This window comes from Mesorhizobium sp. M0598, from assembly GCF_040320865.1.
Lineage (GTDB): Bacteria > Pseudomonadota > Alphaproteobacteria > Rhizobiales > Rhizobiaceae > Mesorhizobium.
Genome location: NZ_JAMYQL010000007.1, coordinates 156,024 through 175,150 on the forward strand (window position 1 = coordinate 156,024; position 19,127 = coordinate 175,150).

Annotated in this window: 21 protein-coding genes; 14 read left to right on the forward strand and 7 right to left on the reverse strand. The window is 64.3% G+C overall.

The annotated features are described in order from the left end of the window. Positions 1 to 79: 79 nt before the first annotated feature. The 5 genes from NKI59_RS12270 to NKI59_RS12290 all read left to right on the forward strand — a co-directional run bounded on the left by NKI59_RS12270 (position 80) and on the right by NKI59_RS12290 (position 5,001). Positions 80 to 379, forward strand: a complete 300-nt coding sequence (locus NKI59_RS12270; RefSeq protein WP_352704481.1) for an alcohol dehydrogenase catalytic domain-containing protein — start codon at positions 80 to 82, stop codon at positions 377 to 379. Positions 380 to 396: 17 nt separating this feature from the next. After that, the gene (locus NKI59_RS12275; RefSeq protein ID WP_352704483.1) at positions 397 to 1,059 is read left to right on the forward strand and encodes an NADP-dependent oxidoreductase; all 663 of its coding nucleotides are present in this window, start codon (positions 397 to 399) and stop codon (positions 1,057 to 1,059) included. A 251-nt stretch (positions 1,060 to 1,310) separates the two neighbouring features. Next, positions 1,311 to 1,796, forward strand: a complete 486-nt coding sequence (locus NKI59_RS12280; protein ID WP_352704485.1) for a (2Fe-2S)-binding protein — start codon at positions 1,311 to 1,313, stop codon at positions 1,794 to 1,796. Continuing rightward, positions 1,793 to 2,782, forward strand: coding sequence for an FAD binding domain-containing protein (locus tag NKI59_RS12285; RefSeq protein WP_352704487.1), 990 nt, complete (start codon positions 1,793 to 1,795; stop codon positions 2,780 to 2,782). The genes NKI59_RS12280 and NKI59_RS12285 overlap by 4 nt, the downstream gene beginning before the upstream one ends. Continuing rightward, positions 2,779 to 5,001, forward strand: coding sequence for a xanthine dehydrogenase family protein molybdopterin-binding subunit (locus tag NKI59_RS12290; RefSeq protein WP_352704489.1), 2,223 nt, complete (start codon positions 2,779 to 2,781; stop codon positions 4,999 to 5,001). Before NKI59_RS12285 ends, NKI59_RS12290 begins: the two co-directional genes overlap by 4 nt. On the opposite strand, the gene NKI59_RS12295 is transcribed toward NKI59_RS12290, so the two are convergent. After that, entirely contained in the window at positions 4,979 to 6,178 is a 1,200-nt protein-coding gene (locus tag NKI59_RS12295) for an amidohydrolase (RefSeq protein WP_352704491.1), read from the reverse strand. The genes NKI59_RS12290 and NKI59_RS12295 overlap by 23 nt on opposite strands. Positions 6,179 to 6,262: 84 nt before the next feature. Here NKI59_RS12295 and NKI59_RS12300 point away from each other — a divergent pair, with 84 nt between their 5' ends. Together NKI59_RS12300 and NKI59_RS12305 are read left to right on the forward strand one after the other, a co-directional pair. Then, a complete protein-coding gene (locus tag NKI59_RS12300) occupies positions 6,263 to 7,093 on the forward strand; it encodes an AraC family transcriptional regulator (protein WP_352704494.1) in 831 nt (276 codons plus the stop codon). Between the two features lie 70 nt (positions 7,094 to 7,163). After that, positions 7,164 to 7,595 carry a cupin domain-containing protein gene (locus tag NKI59_RS12305; RefSeq protein ID WP_352451930.1) on the forward strand — a complete coding sequence of 144 codons (432 nt, stop codon included), beginning with the start codon at positions 7,164 to 7,166 and terminating at the stop codon, positions 7,593 to 7,595. A 37-nt stretch (positions 7,596 to 7,632) separates the two neighbouring features. Here the strand turns inward: NKI59_RS12305 and NKI59_RS12310 are convergent, their stop codons facing one another. From NKI59_RS12310 to NKI59_RS12320, 3 genes are read right to left on the reverse strand one after another with little or no spacing between them, the layout of a single operon-like run. Beyond that, positions 7,633 to 8,184 (reverse strand): nuclear transport factor 2 family protein, encoded by a 552-nt coding sequence (locus tag NKI59_RS12310; RefSeq protein ID WP_352704496.1) that lies wholly within the window; start codon positions 8,182 to 8,184, stop codon positions 7,633 to 7,635. Next, positions 8,181 to 9,152, reverse strand: a complete 972-nt coding sequence (locus tag NKI59_RS12315; RefSeq protein ID WP_352704498.1) for an alpha/beta hydrolase — start codon at positions 9,150 to 9,152, stop codon at positions 8,181 to 8,183. Before NKI59_RS12315 ends, NKI59_RS12310 begins: the two co-directional genes overlap by 4 nt. A gap of 56 nt (positions 9,153 to 9,208) precedes the next feature. Next, on the reverse strand, positions 9,209 to 9,712 hold the full coding sequence (locus NKI59_RS12320) for a nuclear transport factor 2 family protein (protein ID WP_352704500.1): 504 nt from the start codon (positions 9,710 to 9,712) through the stop codon (positions 9,209 to 9,211). Positions 9,713 to 9,834: 122 nt separating this feature from the next. On the opposite strand from NKI59_RS12320, the gene NKI59_RS12325 reads away from it, so the two are divergent. Continuing rightward, entirely contained in the window at positions 9,835 to 10,743 is a 909-nt protein-coding gene (locus tag NKI59_RS12325) for a LysR family transcriptional regulator (RefSeq protein WP_352704502.1), read from the forward strand. Positions 10,744 to 10,770: 27 nt separating this feature from the next. On the opposite strand, the gene NKI59_RS12330 is transcribed toward NKI59_RS12325, so the two are convergent. Next, positions 10,771 to 11,226 carry a carboxymuconolactone decarboxylase family protein gene (locus NKI59_RS12330; protein WP_023720025.1) on the reverse strand — a complete coding sequence of 152 codons (456 nt, stop codon included), beginning with the start codon at positions 11,224 to 11,226 and terminating at the stop codon, positions 10,771 to 10,773. Positions 11,227 to 11,468: 242 nt separating this feature from the next. On the opposite strand from NKI59_RS12330, the gene NKI59_RS12335 reads away from it, so the two are divergent. After that, positions 11,469 to 12,233: a copper homeostasis protein CutC gene (locus NKI59_RS12335; protein WP_352704504.1), complete on the forward strand. Its 765-nt coding sequence runs from the start codon at positions 11,469 to 11,471 to the stop codon at positions 12,231 to 12,233. 31 nt (positions 12,234 to 12,264) lie between these two features. Beyond that, positions 12,265 to 12,753, forward strand: a complete 489-nt coding sequence (locus tag NKI59_RS12340; protein WP_352704592.1) for a GNAT family N-acetyltransferase — start codon at positions 12,265 to 12,267, stop codon at positions 12,751 to 12,753. Positions 12,754 to 12,772: 19 nt separating this feature from the next. On the opposite strand, the gene NKI59_RS12345 is transcribed toward NKI59_RS12340, so the two are convergent. Beyond that, positions 12,773 to 13,795: an acyltransferase family protein gene (locus tag NKI59_RS12345; RefSeq protein ID WP_352704506.1), complete on the reverse strand. Its 1,023-nt coding sequence runs from the start codon at positions 13,793 to 13,795 to the stop codon at positions 12,773 to 12,775. A 372-nt stretch (positions 13,796 to 14,167) separates the two neighbouring features. Between NKI59_RS12345 and NKI59_RS12350 the strand changes: the two genes are divergently transcribed. From NKI59_RS12350 to NKI59_RS12360, 3 genes are read left to right on the forward strand one after another with little or no spacing between them, the layout of a single operon-like run. After that, positions 14,168 to 14,878, forward strand: coding sequence for a fumarylacetoacetate hydrolase family protein (locus tag NKI59_RS12350; RefSeq protein ID WP_352704508.1), 711 nt, complete (start codon positions 14,168 to 14,170; stop codon positions 14,876 to 14,878). Further along, positions 14,875 to 15,525, forward strand: a complete 651-nt coding sequence (gene maiA / locus NKI59_RS12355; RefSeq protein WP_023676422.1) for a maleylacetoacetate isomerase — start codon at positions 14,875 to 14,877, stop codon at positions 15,523 to 15,525. The genes NKI59_RS12350 and maiA overlap by 4 nt, the downstream gene beginning before the upstream one ends. Before the next feature lie 34 nt (positions 15,526 to 15,559). Next, positions 15,560 to 16,600 carry a zinc-dependent alcohol dehydrogenase family protein gene (locus tag NKI59_RS12360; protein WP_352704510.1) on the forward strand — a complete coding sequence of 347 codons (1,041 nt, stop codon included), beginning with the start codon at positions 15,560 to 15,562 and terminating at the stop codon, positions 16,598 to 16,600. Positions 16,601 to 16,619: 19 nt separating this feature from the next. Here NKI59_RS12360 and NKI59_RS12365 read toward each other — a convergent pair whose 3' ends face one another. Further along, positions 16,620 to 17,513 (reverse strand): LysR family transcriptional regulator, encoded by an 894-nt coding sequence (locus NKI59_RS12365; protein ID WP_352618506.1) that lies wholly within the window; start codon positions 17,511 to 17,513, stop codon positions 16,620 to 16,622. Between the two features lie 139 nt (positions 17,514 to 17,652). Between NKI59_RS12365 and NKI59_RS12370 the strand changes: the two genes are divergently transcribed. Continuing rightward, positions 17,653 to 19,101 (forward strand): MFS transporter, encoded by a 1,449-nt coding sequence (locus tag NKI59_RS12370; RefSeq protein WP_502901047.1) that lies wholly within the window; start codon positions 17,653 to 17,655, stop codon positions 19,099 to 19,101. Positions 19,102 to 19,127 lie beyond the last annotated feature (26 nt).

Sequence of the window (19,127 nt, forward strand, 5' to 3'; positions counted from 1 at the left end):
CACCCGAGGTGGACTGCATAATTCGAAGTTCTTCTTGAGAGACTTCAAACTATATCGTCCAACAGGAAGGAGAAGCCTGATGAACCAACACAATGACTTCCAAAGCGCCCCCGGCCGGGCTGAACCGCTTGGCTCCGGCCGGGCCCTACGTCTTCAAGCATATGGCGGCACAGAGAGCTTGAAAGTCGATTGGCTATCCGCCCCCGAGCCTGGTCCCGACCAAGTGCTCGTCCAGGTCAAGGCTGCCGGAGTAAACGGAATCGACTGGAAAATCCGTGAAGGCTACGTCCGCGACAAGTTCAAGTTATCTTTGCCCGCGACGCTTGGCATCGAAATGGCGGGGGTCGTGCTGCGGACCGGCTCCACGTCGAAGGCGTGAGGGTCGGAGACCGGGTCATGGCCGCGCTGGGTGGCCTGGGCGCTTATGCCGACCACTTGCTGATAAATGCCGAAAAACTCGTCAAGACGCCTGCGGTCCTGTCAGACATTGACGCAGCGGCAGTACCGGTGGCGGCGATGACGGCATGGCAAGTCCTTCAGGTCGCCGATTTCAACCTTCGGGGGCGGCGGGTGTTGATCCACGGCGCGGCTGGTGGGGTGGGCAGCTTCGCTGTCCAGTTCGCCAAGACGGCTGGAGCGACCGTCTATGCTACAGCCTCAACCAAGAGCGTGGCCCATGTCCAAGCCTTGGGCGCTGACGAAGCGATCGATTACCAGAAACAGAACTTCGAGGTTCTTGCGAGCGACATTGACCTTATCGTCGATCTTGTCGGGGGCCAGGTCTTAGACAAATCTTGGTCGGTCCTATCGCCTAGCGGCGTCCTGGCCAGCATCGCTGCAACTGATGTGGTTTCGCGCGCCCCGGCAGGCCGTCATGGCATCTGGTTGTCAGTCAAACCTGACACCGCGCGCCTAGCCACAATCGCTCAAGAGATCGCTGACGGCTCGCTGCGGTCCACGATTGCAGAAATGGTCGGCTTCGACGATCTGGCATCCGCGATCGAGCGCAATCGCACCGGCCACGCTCCCGGAAAGATAGTCTTAGACCTCACCAGGTGACTTCAGCTCATGGTAATCGTCCCTAAAGGGGGACCGTCTGCATTCGGCTCATGTTGGGATGGCCGTGAACCACAGTTATGCAGGGCCTTTCCGCTCCGCCGCAAATCTCAAATGCGCGTTTTTTAGCCTTCCCTGACCGGCGGCGCCTTTTCACCGGAATCGACCGCCCTATTTTCGCCTCGACAGGTGGGTGGCTGCTTGCTGGACGAGTCCCTGCGACGAGTACGGCATGTGCTTCGAGGTAACCCCCAATGGACTTCCACGATCGGCACCTATTGCGGTTGCGGGTGAACGGAGAGGACCACAGCCTTTCCGATCTCGATCCCCGCGTCACGCTGCTCGACCTGCTGCGCGAGCGGCTTCATCTGACCGGAACGAAAAAGGGATGCAATTTCGGCGAGTGCGGCGCCTGCACCGTGCATCTCGACGAACGGCGTGTGAATGCCTGCATGATACTTGCCGTGTCCTGCGAGGGACGCGAGGTCACGACGATCGAAGGCCTGGCAAACGGCGATGCGCTTCATCCCGTGCAGCAGGCGTTCATCGATCATGATGGTTTCCAGTGCGGATTCTGCACGCCCGGCCAGGTGATGTCGGCGGCGGCGCTGATCGAGGAGGGACACACCGGCTCCGATGCCGAGATCCGTGAATGGATGAGCGGCAATCTGTGTCGCTGCTCCGCCTATCCGCAAATCGTCGAGGCGGTGCGCGCGGCGGCCGGGAGGGTGAGCCAATGACCCCATTCGTCTACGCGCGCGCCGATAGCCTGGGCGAAACGATCGCAGCCGGTGCCGCGCCGGACAGCGCCTTTCTCGCCGGCGGCACCGAATTGCTCAACTGGCTGCGCCTTGGCATTGCCGAGCCGACCCGGATCATCGACATCTCCCGCCTCGACGGGCTGGATCAGGTCGAGGCACTGCCCGGCGGCGGCTTGACGATCGGCGCGCTGACGCATCTCAACGATGTCGCCCAGCATGCGCTGGTCATGCGCGACTATCCGGTGTTGAGCCAGGCGATCCTCAACGCCGCGTCGCCGCAGCTGAGAAACCTCGCAACGATAGGCGGCAATCTGCTGCAGAAGACGCGCTGTGCCTATTTCCGTGCCGAAGAGCAGTTGCCATGCAACAAGCGTCAGCTCGGCTCCGGCTGCTCGGCATTGCATGGCATCAACGACAATCACGCAATATTCGGCTGGACCGAGGATTGCGTCGCCACCCAGCTATCCGACCCGGCCGTGGCGCTGGCAGCACTTGATGCGGTCATCGTCACCGCGCACCGCAGCGGCGGCCGGCGCATTCCGGCAGCGGAATTCCACCTGCTTCCCGACACGCGGCCCGAGGCAGACAATGTGTTGCAGCAAGGTGAACTGATCACGGCAATCGAGTTGCCGGCGCCGGCGCCGCGATCGGCTCACCTCAAGGTGCGCGAGCGCGAATCCTACGAATACGCCATCGTCTCTGCCGCCGCTGTGCTGGAGATGGACGGCCAAACCATCCGTCGGGCGGCCCTGGCGCTGGGGTCCGTCGCGCTGCGGCCGTGGCGGCTGAGCGCCGCCGAGGAGCAGCTCGCCGGTGCCGAAATCGGCGATCGCGAGGCGTTGAGCACCGCTATCGAGCAATCCTTCGCCGAAGCGCGTCCCTTGTCGCAGAACGCCTACAAGATCGAACTGGCCAAGACCGCCGCTTTGCGGGCGATCGAAAGAGCAGCAAGGATGCCGTCATGATGATCAGCCAGCCTGTTGCCCGCCCTGACGGCGGCGTCAAGGTCACCGGCCGCGCCCGCTATGCGGCCGACTATTTCGCCCCCGACCTGCTCTATGCGGTACTCGTGACCGCGCCCGTTCCGGCCGGCCGCGTGACGTCGATCATGGTCGACGACGCGCTCGCCGAGGAGGGCGTCGTGCGTGTGCTCACGCATGAGGACATGCCCAAATTCGGCCGGTTCGCATCGCCGAGAGCCGAGCCCGATACGCAGATGCAGCAGGCCGAAGGCCCGCCGGCAGCGCAGAGCTTCATGCCCATGCAGGGCGACGAGATACGTCACGAGGGTCAGCCGCTTGCCATTGTGCTGGGCGAGACGCTGGAGGCAGCGGAGGCCGGCGCTCGCCGCGTCGCATTGCGCTACGAGTTCGCCGAGCCGGAATTGCCGGCACCGCCGGAGTGGACCGCCATCGACAAGGCTGCGGTCGTGCCGAGGGAGAGCGGCTTCCTGTTCCTGGAGCCGACGTTTACCAAGGGCGACGTCGACCGCGGGCTTAGCGACGCAGCCGCCATGGTCGAAGCCGTCTACCTGCAGCCGTCGCGCCATCACAACGCCATGGAGCCCTCGGCGACGCTCGCTGAGTGGAATGACGGAGAGCTGACGCTGCACGACGCCACGCAGCACGTCTACGGTGTCCGCCAGGTGGTTGCCGCCCGCATGAATGTCCCGGCCGAGAAGGTCCGCGTGATTTCCCGCCATACCGGCGGCGGCTTCGGCGGCAAGGGCTGGATCTGGCCGCATCAGGTGCTGGCCGCCGCCGCCGCGCGCATCATGCAGCGCCCGGTCAGGCTGGCGCTAAGCCGAGCCAATGCCTATTCCTGCCTCGGCTATCAGCCACGCATGGCACAGAAGATCGTGCTGGCTGCGGACAGGTCGGGCAAGCTGACCGCCGTACAGCAGGACGTGATCAACCTGACCACCGTGAGCGACGATTTCGTCGAGTTCGCCACCGAAGCCTCCAAGGGTCTCTACGCCACGCCGGCCATGCGTCTCAGCCAGCGCGTCGAGCGCGCAAACGTCGCCATGCCAACGGCGCTGCGCGCGCCGGTCGAGGGTCCGGGTACCTGGGCGCTCGAAAGCGCGATGGACGAGCTCGCCCACCGCCTCGGCATCGATCCGCTCGATCTGCGTCTGGTCAACCATGCGGACACGGATCCGGCCACCGGCCAGCCCTGGTCGTCGAAGAAGCTGCGCGAGGCTTATGAGGAAGGCGCCCGCCTGTTCGGCTGGCGCGAGCGCCCGCGCAAGCCGCAACGCGACGGCGATTGGCTGATCGGCTACGGCATGGCGACCTGCAGCATGGGCTGTTTCCGCAACCCGACGCCTGCAGCCGAGGTCAGGTTGCACCGGGATGGCACGGTGCTCATCCGCACCGGCACCCAGGACATAGGGACCGGAACACTCACCATCTTTCCGCAGATCGCAGCCGACGTGCTGGGCCTGCCGATCGAGAGGATCGAGTTGGAAATGGGCGATACACAGCTGCCGGAGGCGGGACCGACCTATGGCTCGTCATCGACCATGGGGGTGGGCGCGGCGGTGCTTGCCGCCGCCGAAGATGCGCGTTCGCAGCTTGCCCGTCTTGCCAATCTGCTGCCGGACGAGGTGGAGATGCAGGACGGCAAGATTCGCCGCAGAGGCGCTGCCGGCGGTCAGACGATCGCCGACGTGATGAGCCATACCGACATCGGCGAGATCACCGGCTCCGGCTCGTTCGATCCGGCGCAGCATGGCAAAGGCCTCGCGATGCGCACTTTCGGCGCGATTTTCATGGAGGTCGGCGTCGATCCGGGGCTCGGCCTGCTCAGGCTTCGTCGCGCCGTGGGCAGCTACAGCGCCGGCCGCATCGTCAATCCCCGCACCGCACGCAGCCAGATGACGGGCGGCATCATCTGGGGCTGGGGCATGGCGGCAATGGAGCAGAGCAGGCACGAACCGGTGCTTGGCCGGTTCCTGTCGAAGAACCTTTCCGGAGTCGCCATTCCGGTCAACGCCGACATTCCCGGCGACATCATAATCCACTTCGTCGATGAGGTGGACGAGCATGCCAGCCCGATCGGCGGCAAAGGCATCGGCGAACTCGGCGCCACCGGCGTTGCCGCTGCTGTTGCCAACGCCGTCTTCGACGCCACAGGCAAGCGGATCCGGGAGTTGCCGATCACGCCGGAAAAACTGCTGTAGAAGGACCGGCCCGCGGAAGCGTCTGCTCGACGAGGTTGACGTAATAGCGCATCACCGTCGGCACGATCTCGTCGTTGAAAACGTAGCGGTCGCCGTGCAGGCCTTCGCCCGGGCCGACCTCGCCGGCACCGATCCACGCATAACAGCCGCCGGCGTCGCGGATCATGAAAGCGAAATCCTCGCAGCCGAGACTGGGGCTGAACTCGGTCAAGACATTCTCCCGGCCGACGACGGAGGCGGCGGCCTCGACGGCGCGGGCTGTCGCATCCGCCGTATTGATCAGCGGCGGATAGCCCTTCCTGTAGTCGAGCCTGGCCTTGAGCGAATGCGCGGCGGCAATACCTTGTGCGATCTCGCCGATCAGCCTCTCGCAATGGTCGGAAAGGCCGTGCTCGAAGAAGCGGCAGGTGCCTTGCAGCCAGACCTTGCCCGGCACGATGTTGCCGACATTGCCGCCATGGATCTGCGTGATGCTGACGACAAGCGCGCTCTGCGGGTCGACCGAGCGGCTGACGATGCGCTGGACGGCTTGCACGAAGGCGCTGGCGGCCAGGATCGGGTCGTCGCCGAGCTGCGGCATCGCGGCATGCGCGCCAAGACCCTCGAAGGTCAGTTCGAAATTATCGACGGCCGCCATTTGCGCATCAGCGCGGGCGGCGATCGTCCCCAGCCTGACGCCCGGCCAGTTGTGGACCGCATAGACCGCCTCGACCGGAAAGCGCTTGAACAGGCCGTCCCCGATCATGCGCATGCTGCCGCCCTCGTTCTCCTCGGCCGGCTGAAAGATGAAAGTGACGGTGCCGTCGAAGGTGCGCGACTCGCTAAGCAATTTGGCGGCGCCGAGCAGAATCGCGGTGTGGCCGTCATGGCCGCAGGCGTGCATCACGCCCTCTTGCCTCGAAGCATAGGACAGGCCGGTTTTCTCCAGCACCGGAAGCGCGTCGAGCTCGGCGCGAAGGCCGATAGCGCGTGCGCCGCCGCCGCTGCGCAGGACACCGACGACGCCGGTGCCGCCGATCCCTTCATGCACCTCGTCGACGCCGAAGGAGCGCAGTTTCTCTGCAACGAAACGCGCCGTTTCGTGTTCATTGAATGCGAGCTCCGGATTGGCATGGATATGGTGCCGCCAGCCTATGACCTCTGGTGTCAGCGCGGCGATCCGGTCATTGTGCAGCATGATGGCTCCTTTCCGCCGACAAAAAGCGGCTTGGTTTGCCAGCCATAGAAGGCCCCGCGAGAGGCGTCTTGAACCGGATTGACCATGGCAAGGACAAACGAAGCGGCAGAGACCGGGAAATACTGGCGCCATCCGTGCTTCCCCGACCTGGGCCTGTTCGAGGCGCGCTTCACCCAGCACCGCTACGACCTGCACACGCACCCGACCTATGTGATCGCCCTGATCACCTCGGGCTGCGAGCGCATTCGCATCGGCCGTCAAAGCGTTCTCGCTCCGGCGGGCACCATTGCCGTCGTCAATCCCGAGGAGTGGCATGACGGCGAACGCGGGGCGTATGAAGGCTGGGCCTACCGGACGTTTTATCCTTCGGTGCCGCTGATGAGCGCGCTTGCCGACGAACTCGGCCGCGACGGCGCTCCGGTGTTTTCGCGCGCGACGATCGAAGACAGCAGTCTCGCCGCAGCATTGACGGTAGCGCACCAGGGCTCGACATCCGCGGACACAATGACGGCCGAGACGTCCCTGCTCATGGCGCTGCGACGGCTGATCGTTCGCCATGGCGATTCGAGCGGACAGGCCGAAGAGATCGAAAGCTCCGGATCGCAGCGAAGATTTTCGATCTACCGCGATCTTGTCGAAAGGGAGCTTGGCTCACGGCTCGATCTCAAGCGGCTTGCCGGCGCGGCTGGCGTGACCCGGTTCCAGGTCATCCGCGACTTCAACAAGGCAATTGGCCTGACGCCGGCGGCCTATATCCGCGACCGGCGATTGCGCCGGGCGAGCGCGCTGATCGAACGGGGATTTGGCCTTGCCGACGCCGCCATCGCGGCAGGTTTCGCCGACCAGAGCCATCTGTCCCGTACATTCCGGGCCATGCATGGCATGACGCCGGGCATGTTCAGAAGAGCGGGATAAACGCTCCTGAACAGGACAAGCTTGCGCGCCAATGCCCGCTGCGCAATGCTGGCGCAGCTCGGGGGGAATCATGCGAAAAATCTTGGTATCGACGCTGCTGCTCGCGGCTGCACTGTTTGCAAACAACGCCCAGGCGCTCGATGCCAGCGGGACGCCGGTTGTGGTGACCCCGCTTGCCTCTCGCACCGAGACCGCGTCCGGCCAGCCGATCACGCTGCCGCAGAAGAACGTCCAGGTCCTGGTCTCGGCCTATCAGATCGCGCCGGGCGCCACCTTGCCGGTCCACAAGCATCCGTTTCCGCGCTATGCCTATGTCGAGGCCGGCACGCTTCAGGTCACCAATGTCGAGACCGGCAAGAGCAACACCTATCAAACAGGTGATTTCATCATCGAGATGATCGGGCAGTGGCATCAGGCGACCAATGTCGGCGCCGATCCGGTCAAGCTGCTGGTCATCGACCAAGTCGAAGAAGGCACCAAGAACACGGTGTTGCGCCAGTAACCGCGGTCGTCGGGCACTCCAGCAAGGAACACTGGATTCACTCCGCAGCCTTCACCCGGTCGGCGGCGGCGGCCAGAATGGCGCGATCCCCCTCCTCGTACAACCGATGGATGGCAATGGCGTTGACGCGCCAGCCTTCCGGCGTCCGCACCAGCCGGTGGAGATAGCTGCCACCGACCGTCCAGAACCGCGAACCGATCCAGTGGGTTGCGCGGACATGGCTGCGTGCGACCGCGTCATTGCCCGCGCCCTCGACGGTGATGTTGGTGATGAGGTGCTGGGTGGCCTCGAAGCCCGGCAGCAGCCCTTGCCACTGAGCGACCAGCGCATCGCGATCGCTGGTCGCGACCTTACCGCCGAAGAGGCTCGTATAATCGGTCGTGACACTTGCCGCGAAATAGGATTTGACCCGGTTCCAGTCACGCAGGTCGGCATAGAGGCCGATTCCGGCAATCGCCTCGGCGATGGCGATCCTGTCCTCGACCGTCAGCGCGGTTCCCGGGACGCTCAAGGCAGGCGCCGAGATAGCGGAAACCATTATCGCGGAAACGGCTGAGGCCAAGACGCGGCGACGGGTGACGGGGTTCATTGTCCCGCCTCCCCCGCGCTGCCCAGCGTGGCGCGGAAGTGCGCGGCGACGGCATCGCTCGCAGCCTTCACCGGCGCAGCGCGATCGTAGAAGTCGAATTGGGTGACGTTCTCGAGCCATAGCTCCTGCTTGGAGTTGGTCAGCCGGGCGTAGAATTTATGCGCGCCCTGCGGGATGGCGGCAGCCTCGCTATGCACCATCAGAAAGGGCTGACGCAGGCGTGGAGCAGCCTGGATGGCATCGAATGTCAGCCAGCCGCGCCAGAAGGCCGGATCGGCCTCGTTGCGCCAGGCCGGGATCATGCCGCGATCGGGCTCGCTGTAATAAGGCACCTTGAACATGATCGCGCGCTCGTCGGACAGGCTGGCGGCGGGCAAGAACGCCTGTTTGCCGGTGCTGCGATACTGGGCCTCGGCCGTGTCGCCCAGAGCTTCAAGCCTGGCGATGCCGTCCTTGCCGCCATAGGTCTGCTCGACCACCTCGGCATCCTGCAGCCAGGGCGCGACGAGGGCGACCGACTTGATCGCGGCGGCGGCGGAGACCATGTAGCCGGAGCTGGCGCAAATGCCGAGCCCGCCGATGCGGTCCTTGTCAATCTCGGACCGGCCCGCGAGATACGCGACCGCCGCTTTGATATCGGCGATCTTGGCTTTGGGATCCTCGTACTGGCGGCGGGCGCCGCCGCTTTCGCCCCAGCCGCGGAAGTCGAAGGTCAAAGCGACGAACCCGCGGTCGGCCATCTCGCGGGCGTAGCGGGCCGGCATTTGTTCCTTCACCGTCATCCAGGCGCCGGTCACGACCAGCGCGGGCGCAGGCTTGGCCGCCAAACCTTCGGGCAGATAAAGCTCGCCGACGATCTGCTCGCCGTGCGAGGCGAACGTGACGCGCTCGATGCGTGGTGCGGCTTCGGCATTGGAGGCGGCGAGCGCGACGGCGGTTGCCGCGGCTAGCGTCAGGGTTTTCAGCATCGCAAGTCTCCTTTGCTTGGAGTGAGAAGCGCGGCGCGTTGAGAAAAGCCGCCGTCTCAGCGGTCATCCGCCAGTCGGCCGGGCAGCGATTTCAGCGGGTAATGCGCCCAGTAGAAGGCGTCCGACTGGTACATGTCGGTCAAAAAATTCTGTGTCTCGGCGATCTTGCCGTCCTTGATGCGAAACATCAGCGCGTAGAGCTGGTCGATCTCGGGACCTGAGCCGACATTCGACCAGCCGCGATGAATGTCGACGACGAGGTCGCCCTGCGCCTGGAAGAAGATCGGATCGGCCCTGAACTTGCCGTCCGCCAGGCCGCGGAAGAAGGCGACCACTTCGTCCGGCCCGCGCTTGTCGCCGGCGAGCGGATGATGACCGGGAATACGCCACACGACGTTGGGCGCGAGGAAGGGCCGCATGGCCTCGGGATTGCCGGTCGCGTAAGCTGCGTAATAGTCTTTGATGAGCTGGATATTGCGGTCTTCCAGTGGCCCGCTGTGCGCCGGGGCGGCAGACACCGCCAGAAGAGTGCCGGCGGCGAGTAAAGCAAGCCTGGTCATCGATCCTGTTTCCTTGTCTTTTCGAGCCGTTCCCGAGGCCCGTTCGTCGGACCCAACATGACGCCTTTTGTTCGCCGGAAAAACCAGTAGAATTCGACAGGGCTATTTGGAAAATCCTTACAATGCGCCTCGACCAGTTCAGCGGCATCGTCGCCTTCGTGAAAGTTGCGGAGGCCAAAAGCTTCACCCGCGCCGCCGCCGAGCTCGGCGTCGCTCCGGCCTCGTTGAGCGAGGCGGTCAAGGGGCTCGAGGAGCGCCTGGGGGTGCGGCTGCTCAACCGGACGACCCGCAGCGTTGGCTTGACCGAAGCTGGCGCCCACTACCTCGACCATGTGCGCCCGGCAGCCGAAGACATCTGGGCGGCTGGTGCGGCTCTGCGCGACAGCCGCGATCGTCCCGCCGGCACGCTGCGGCTCAGCCTGCCGTGGATCGCCGCTCCGCTGCTGATCGAGCCGCTGATGCGGCCGTTCATGGATGCTTATCCCGAAGTGCGGCTTAGTCTGATTTTCGACGACAGCTTCGTCGACATCGCCGCCGAGGGCTTCGATGCCGGCCTGCGCATCGGCGAGCTTCTCGAGAAAGACATGATCGGCGCGCGTCTGGGCGGGCCACTGCAGATGGTCGTGGTGGGTAGCCCCGATTATCTGGCGCGCAAAGGCACACCGAAGCGGCCGGCCGACCTCGCCGCCCATCGCTGCATCGCATTCGCCCTCACCCGCACGCGCGCGATTTCGCCCTGGGAGTTCACCGTGGATGGACGCGAAGTCGCATTCACGCCGGACGCATGTCTGGTCGTGAACACACTTCCGCTGTGCATTACCGCCGCCGCGCAAGGGCTGGGCCTCGCCTTCGCCGTCGAGGGCCTCGCCGTGCCGCTTCTCGCCTCAGGCGCGCTGGTCAAGGTGCTGGAGCCTTTCTGTCCCGCTTACGAGCCGCTCCACCTCTATTATCCGAGCCGCCGCCTGGTACCGCCGAAGCTGCGGGCCTTCATCGACTTCGTCCGCGCGAATTCGCACAAGCTGCGGATCTGAAGTGGCTTTTCGAGAACCCGGCCCCGTTCAGCCCCAGGCGCCGACCATCTGCCTGGTGGTTGCGTTGAGCCGGTTGAATGCGTTGATCAGGGCAATCTGGACGACCAGGGCGGCAAGCGCCTTTTCGTCATAGTGCCGGGCGGCCTCGTCCCAGACTGCATCCGGCACCGGATCCGGCCGGTCGGCCAACCGGGTCGCCGCCTCGGTCAGCGCCAGTGCGGCGCGTTCGGCGTCGGTGAAGTAAGGTGTTTCGCGCCAGGCTGACACGGTGAAGACGCGCTCGTCCTTTTCGCCGGCCTTCTTCAATTCGCGCGCATGCATATCGATACACACGCTGCATCCATTGATCTGGCTGGCGCGTAAATGGACGAGCTTGCGCGTCACATAGGACAGGTCGGCCGTCTCCGTCGACTTGTCCAGCGCGAGCAACGCCTGCAAGGCGCCGGGAATGAGCATCACCGGGTTTTTCAATCGTGCTTGCATGGTGGTCTCCTTAGGCGTGTTTTTGCCGGCCACACATTTCAGCTTTCGGCCGGCTGTGCTGTTAATCAATCAATAACTCTCTAGCTATGAATCGACATATAGCTGAACGGTTATGGATGTGTCAAGCGGCAAAATTGGAGCACCGCCGGCCGCCCTGTCGCGTGTTGAGCCAACACTTCCGGCTTTCATCGCACCATGCCCGATGCTACCGCTGGCCAGCTGAAATCATCGACGGATCGCCCATGACCGAGACCGAACGCCCTCGCCTCCCGCTGATCGAGATCTGCGTCGAAGGCATAGACGGCCTGCTGGCCGCGCAAGCCGCAGGCGCCGACCGTGTCGAGCTCTGTGCCAGCCTGATCGAGGGCGGCATCACGCCGAGCTTCGGCACGGTGCGCACGGCGCTCGAGCTGGCGACGATCCCGTTCCACGTCATCGTGCGGCCGCGCGGCGGCGATTTTCTCTATAGCGAAGTCGAATATCGTTCGATGCTCGCCGATGTCCGTGCGCTTGCCGAGCTTAGCGTCGCCGGTGTCGTTATCGGCTGCCTTAATGCCGACGGCACGATCGATGAGCAGCGCATGAGCGAACTGGCGCAGGCAGCGGGGAGCTTGAACGTCACCTGCCACCGCGCCTTCGACATGACCCGTGACCCGACCGAGGCGCTGGAAACGCTGATCCGCTGCAAGGTCGGCCGCGTGCTGACCAGCGGCCAGCGCGACACGGCACTGGAAGGCGCGGACCTGCTCGCCGATCTTGTCAGGCAGGCCGACGACCGCATCATCATCCTCGGCTGCGGCGGGCTTGATCCCGAGAACATCGGCAAGGTGCGGAGGAAAACCGGGTTGAGCGAAATGCACTTCGCCGCGCTCAAGGACGTGCCGAGTGCCATGCGCTACCGCAACCCGAAAGTCGGCATGGGCGGCACCGACCTCGACCGCGAATACCGCAACACCGTGACCGACGAGGCGCTGGTGGCGGCGACCATCGCCGCTGCCCGGACATGATCCTGGAAGATCGAACAAAAACATGATCGAAATGCGTTTGCCGATCGAACGGGTTTCGCCGCAGGATGAGCCCGCCATCCTCGCGCTCAACAACGAGCACGCTGCGGAATTATCATGGCTCGAACCTGAGCGCCTGTCCTTCCTGCTCGGCGAAGCGTTTTACGCGCGCCGTATCGGTGCGCTCGAAGCCTTCATCATGACCTTCGACCAGCACGCGAGCTACGACAGCCCGAACTTCCTGTGGTTTCGCCAGCGCTACCCGCGGTTCGTCTATGTCGATCGCGTCGTGGTCGCCGCCGCAGCGCGCGGGCGCGGCCATGCCCGCCGGCTGTACGAGGATCTGTTCGAGCAGGCGTCACGCGCGGGCCAGGCGATCGTCACCTGCGAAGTCAATGCCGAGCCACCCAATCCGGCTTCGGACGCCTTCCATGCCGCACTCGGCTTTGCGGAAGTCGGCGACGCGGTAATCCACGGCGGCAGGAAAGTCGTGCGGTATTATGCAAGACGGATCGCCGGCTGAACGGCGGGCGCCGTTCGCCCTACCAATTGCGGTTCAGCCAGGAGCGGGCCGGCTTTTCGATGATGTAGTAGCTGCACAGCGCGCAAGCGAACGCCGCCGCAAGCATCAACCACGGCGAACTGCCTTTTGTGTCGACGAATTGATAAAAGGGCTGCTGCCAAAGATAGAGCGAATACGACCACAGCCCCAGCATCGTCATCGGCAGGGACGATAGAAACCCGGTCAGATAACGGCTGCTGAAGTCGAGCAAATTGACGGCGAGCGCCAGCAGCGGCACCGCTACCAGATAGTGGATGGGGGTTGGCACGGCAGCCATGAAAAGGAGCACAGCCACGACTGAGGCCGCCAGGGCGACATGCGGCCCCTTGAGCAGCGCCGGCAGCCTGTCGTCGGCCTTGAGCAGGCATATCACCGCCGACAGCAGGATCGAGGCGATGTGCACGTCGGTGCGCCAATAGGTGCCCTCGTAGCCGATTGCGAGCGCCCGGTAGGAGATGGCGCCGTTTGCCATGGCCAGCACCGACAATGCGCCGAGCAACACGATGACCCGGGACCGCCCCGAGACGACGACGCTGATCAGCGCCAGGATGATATAGGCATGCTCTTCGACGCAGAGCGACCAGATATGGTCGAGCGCGCCGGCGCGGGTGACGAGAATTCCAGCATAGTTGTAGGTGAACGTCAGCGCCGTCAGCGCCGCCTTCCATTTGAAGGCGATGAATGTGCCGGACAAGGCAACCATCGTGGCGACGACAAAAATCAGCAGTGCCGGGTAGATGCGGGAGAACCGGCGCTTGAAGAATTTCTTCAGCGGATAGTATTCGACAAACAGGATCTCGGCCATCAGCCGGCCGCTGAGCACGAAGAAGAATTCGACGCCCAGGACGCCGAGATTGATGCCGGGAACGGGGAAGAAATGGCCGATCAGCACCAGCGCGATCGACAGGCCGCGCCAGCCGTCGAGATAGGCAAGCCTGGTTCTTGCCGAGCTATCGGCGACAGGCCTGGACACGACAAGACGCGTCACGGAGATGTCCGTCATGCCGGTCCCTTCATTGAACCTGCGAAAGGCGGGCTGGAGGCCGCATTCCTCCAGCTATATTGCAGCGCACCAGAACTTTGTGCAAGTGCGAGATAACGACACGCCCGAAGCACAGGACGGACCGAAAGGGGCTGTCACGTCCGTTCCCCGAAACCAACGGTCGACAGTCTCAGGCGTTGGCGGCAGGCGCTGCGCGTCATGGCCGACCTAACGGCAAATAGTACATTGCCATCTTGGCTGGCTAAAGCAGAATGTACCCACGATTTCCGCGGCACCGTGCGGCAGGCCTGCTCTTCCGCCAACCAATGCCTTGCCCGACCGGCCAAATCAGCCGAATGTGCCGGGGACAGATCCACTGAACAGAGACAGTGCGTGACCGGCTTCGTCCTTCCCCTGCCCGCAACCCCGTCGGTGGCCGTGGCCGGCTCGCCGGAGCGTTTTGCGGTGCGCCGGATCTTCTGCGTCGGCCGCAACTACGCCGCTCATGCCCGCGAGCTCGGCAATGACGAGCGCGACCCTCCCTTCTTCTTCACCAAGCCGGGCGACGCGGTGGTCGACGCGGCAGTCGGTTCGGGCACCACGATCCCCTACCCGCCGCTGACCCAAAACCTGCATCACGAAATCGAGCTGGTCGTCGCGATCGGCGGAGCCGGCTTCCGCATCCGGCGCGAGCGCGCACTGGACCATGTCTGGGGTTACGGCGTCGGTGTCGACCTGACCCGCCGCGACCTTCAGGACGAGGCGAAAAAGGCGGCAAGGCCGTGGGACTGGTCGAAAGCCTTCGACCGTTCAGCGCCCTGCGGCCCGCTGGTCCCGGCGCAAAAATCCGGTCATCCCGAAAAGGGCTGCATCTGGCTCGCGGTCGACGGCGAGATCAGGCAGGACGGCGACCTTGCCGAACTGATCTGGCCGGTTCCCGACATCGTGTCGATTTGCAGCGAGGCGGTAGAACTCCGGCCAGGCGACCTGATCTTCACCGGAACACCGGCTGGCGTCGGCGCCGTCGGGCCGGGCGAAAAGATCACCGGTGGCGTCGACGGCATCGGCGAAATCGAACTGACCATCGGCCAACCGATCCGATGAGCGACATCGTCCTCCATAACTATTACCGCTCCTCGACCTCTTACCGGGTGCGGATCGCGCTGGAGATGAAGGGCCTGTCCTACGACTACGTGCCGCATCATTTGCGCCACGGCGAGCATCTCGAACCCGCCTACCTCGCGGTCAATCCGCAAGGGCTGGTGCCGGCACTGGTCCTGGACGACGGCACGCTGCTGACGCAATCGCTGGCGATCATCGAATATTTCGACGAGACCACGCCTGAGCCGCCGCTGCTGCCCAAGGATGCGCCTGGCCGCGCCCGCGTCAGGATGCTGGCGCAGATGATCGCCTGCGACATCCATCCGGTGAACAATCTGCGCGTGCTGACCTCGCTGCGCACACTGTTCGGCGCCGGCGACCAGGATGTCGTCAACTGGTTCCGGCACTGGGTCAACGAAGGCTTCCAGCCGCTTGAAAAGATTCTGGCTTCCTCGCCCGAGACCAAGACATTCTGCCATGGCGACACGCCGGGGCTGGCCGACATCTGTCTGGTCGCACAGGTCACCAGCAATGCCCGCTTCGGCGTCGACATGACGCCCTACCCGACGATCTCGCGCATCAATGCCGCCTGCATGGCGCTGCCGGCGTTCCAGAAGGCCGCGCCTGAGAACCAGATCGATGCCGAATAGACCGCAAATTGCATGAAGTCATAAGGAACTGCCGATGAAAGCCGTCGTCTTCGAAAAGTTCGGCGAAACGCCAACGATCCAGACCGTTCCCGATCCGGAGCCGGCACCGGAAGGCGTCGTCATCAAGGTGGAGGCGACCGGCCTCTGCCGCAGCGACTGGCATGGCTGGATTGGCCACGACGACGGCATCCGCCTGCCGCATGTGCCGGGCCACGAACTGGCCGGCGTCGTGGTCTCCGCAGGCAACCAGGTGACCCGCTGGAAGGGCGGCGAGCGCGTCACCGTGCCGTTTGCCGTCGGCTGCGGCCGCTGCTTCGAATGCACGTCGGGCAACCACCAGGTGTGCGAACATCAGTTCCAGCCCGGCTTCAGCGCCTGGGGTTCGTTCGCCGAATATGTCGCCATCGACCATGCCGACACCAATCTCGTGCGCTTGCCCGACGAGATGGAATTCGCCACCGCCGCCAGTCTCGGCTGCCGCTTCGTCACCTCATTCCGCGCCATCGTCGACCAGGGCCGGGTGACGCCCGGCGAATGGGTGGCCGTGCATGGCTGCGGCGGCGTCGGCCTGTCGGCGATCATGATCGCCAGCGCCATGGGCGCCAATGTCGTCGCCATCGATCTGACCGACGAGAAGCTGGACTTTGCCAAAAAGATCGGCGCGGTGGCGACGATCAACGCGGCAAAGACGCCGAACGTGGTCAAGGCGGTCAAGCAGATCACCAATGGCGGCGCGCACATGTCGATGGACGCGCTCGGCCACCCCAGTACCTCGTTCAACTCGATCGCAAACCTGCGCCGCCGCGGCCGCCACGTGCAGGTCGGCCTGATGCTCGGCGACCATGCCAGGCCGCAGATACCGATGGACAAGGTGATCGCATTCGAGCTCGAAATCCGCGGCAGCCACGGCATGCAGGCCTTCCGCTACCAGGCGATGATGGAGATGATCCGCACCGGCAAGCTCAAACCCGAACTGCTGATCGGCAAGAAGATCAGCCTCGAAGAGGCGCCGGCCGCATTGATGGCGATGGGCGGCTTCGAAGGCATAGGCATCGGCGTGGTGACCAGATTCTAGATCACGCCCTGAGTCTGGATCAGCGAAACGACGCGCAGACCTCCCGCACGCAGGCTCGCAGCCAGCGTTGTGCCGGATCGGCATCGAGTCGCGGATGCCACAGCATCGAAATGGTGACCTCCTCGATATCGACCGGCAACGGGAAGCTGTACATGCCCGTGCGCGCGCCCAGCGTGTGCCGTTCCGGGACGCTGGCGATCAGATCGGAGGCGCGCGCCATGGCGAGCGTGGCCGAGAAGCTGGAAACCATGCACACAATCGTCCGCTGGAGACCGAGCAGTTTCAAGGCCTCGTCGATCGGGCCCTTTTCGCGGCCACGCCGCGAAACGCTGATGTGGCGGCCGGCCGCATAGCGTTCCGGCGTCATTGGGCCCTCGCCCAGCCTGTGACCCGTTCGCACCGCACCGATGAAGCGGTCGCGAAACAGGGCCTGAATGCGCATTTCAGGGCTCGTTTCACTGGCAACCCCGATTTCGAGATCAACCGCCGCGTCACGCAACGACATGTCGTTCTTGTCGGATTTCGGCGCAAAACGCAGCCGCACGCCAGGTGCATCCGCTTCGACACGGGTCAGAAGACGCGGTGCGAACTCCTCGACGAAACTTTCGTTGGCGCGCAGCGTGAAGACGTTGTCGAGAGCAGAGAGGTCGAGGAGCTTGGCCGGGCGCAGCAGCGCTTCCGCATCCTGAACGACGCGGCCTACCTGTTGCTGCAATTCGAGCGCGCGCGGCGTCGCAACCAGGCCACGGCCGGCCCGGACCAACAATGGGTCGCCTGTCGCCTGGCGCAACCGCGCCAACGTCCGGCTCATCGCCGAGGGACTGAGGCGCAGCCGCCCGGCCGCGCGCGCCACACTGCCCTCGGTCAGCAGCACATCGAGGGCGACAAGCAGATTGAGATCTGGCGACGACATGGAAGGACCGTAGCACAGCTCGGCCGCGATGTGGCGTTTCATGCATGAATAAGATGCAAATACTGCACCTTCCGCCACATCATGCGAGCGAATAGCGTCCGACAGCTCCGATTGGGGGCTGCCGGCAAAGGAGTTCACCTTGGCATCGACCGCTGAAAAGACCTGGGACGAAGTTGCCCCGGTGAGCGCACGCTCGACCCGATGGGCATTGGCAAGCCTGTCGCTTTCAACGCTGCTGTCGTCGCTCGCCACCAGCATCGCCAGCGTCGGGCTGCCATCGCTGATGCAGGCGTTCGACGCATCGTTCCAGCTCGTGCAATGGGTCATCCTGGCCTATCTGCTCGCCATCACCACCTTGATCGTCAGCGTCGGGCGGCTCGCCGACATATTCGGCCGCCGACCGCTATTGCTCGGCGGCATTGCCCTGTTCACCTTCGCATCGGTGCTTTGCGGGCTCGCGCCGACGCTCTGGCTGCTGATTGCCGCACGGGCGGCACAGGGGCTCGGCGCGGCCGTCATGATGGCTCTGACGCTGGCCTTTATCGCCGACGCGGTTCCCCGGGAAAAAACCGGCAGCGCCATGGGCCTGCTCGGCGCCATGTCGGCGATCGGCACCACACTTGGCCCCTCCCTTGGCGGACAGTTGATTGCCGGCCTCGGCTGGCGCGCGATCTTCCTCATCAATCTGCCGTTGGGGGTGCTGGCCTTTGCGCTTGCCTGGCGCTTCCTGCCGGCCGGAAAAAAGACGCCAGGTCGGCGCGGTTTCGACGGGATCGGCACGGCTTTGCTCGCGCTGACGCTAGCCGCCTATGCGCTCGCCATGACCCTTGGGCGTGGCAGTTTTGGTTCTCTCAATGTCGGCTTGCTGATTGCCGCAACCGTGGCTGGCCTGCTGTTTGTCATTGCGCAGACAAGGGTCCAGAACCCTTTGATTCAACCTGCGAGGTTCCGCGACCAGGCGTTGAACGCAAGCCTCGCCATGAACCTGATCGTCGCCACGGTGATGATGGCGACGCTGGTGGTCGCACCATTCTATCTGTCGCGCGCGCTTGGGCTAGACGCAGCCATGGTCGGGCTGGTTCTGTCGACCGGCCCTCTGGTTACCGCATTGGCGGCGCTGCCGGCCGGACGCCTGGTAGATCGTTTCGGGGCGAACCGGATGATGATCGTCGGCCTGTTCGATCTCGCTATTGGCACCTTTGCTCTGTCGCGGGCGGAATTCGGTATTGCCGGCTATGTCGTGCCGATCATCATCGTCTGCACCGGCTACAGCCTGTTTCAGACCTCCAACAATTCGGCCGTGATGACCGGCGTCGCATCCGACCAGCGTGGCGTCGTCTCCGGCCTGCTCAATCTGTCGCGCAATCTCGGCCTGATCACCGGTGCGTCGGTGATGGGCGCGGTGTTCGCCTTCGCATCGGCTGGGGAAGGCACTGGCTTGGCAGTGTTGGCACCTGCGGCAGCGGCAAGAGGGATGCAGGTCACTTTCCAGGTGGCGACGGGCCTGGTGCTGATGGCGCTGATCCTTGCGGTATTTTCAGCCCGCGCCACTGCCGGGCGAACTGATATCGTTGCCAAGCATCCTTGAGGATTTCCACCCGGTTCGCATGCAAC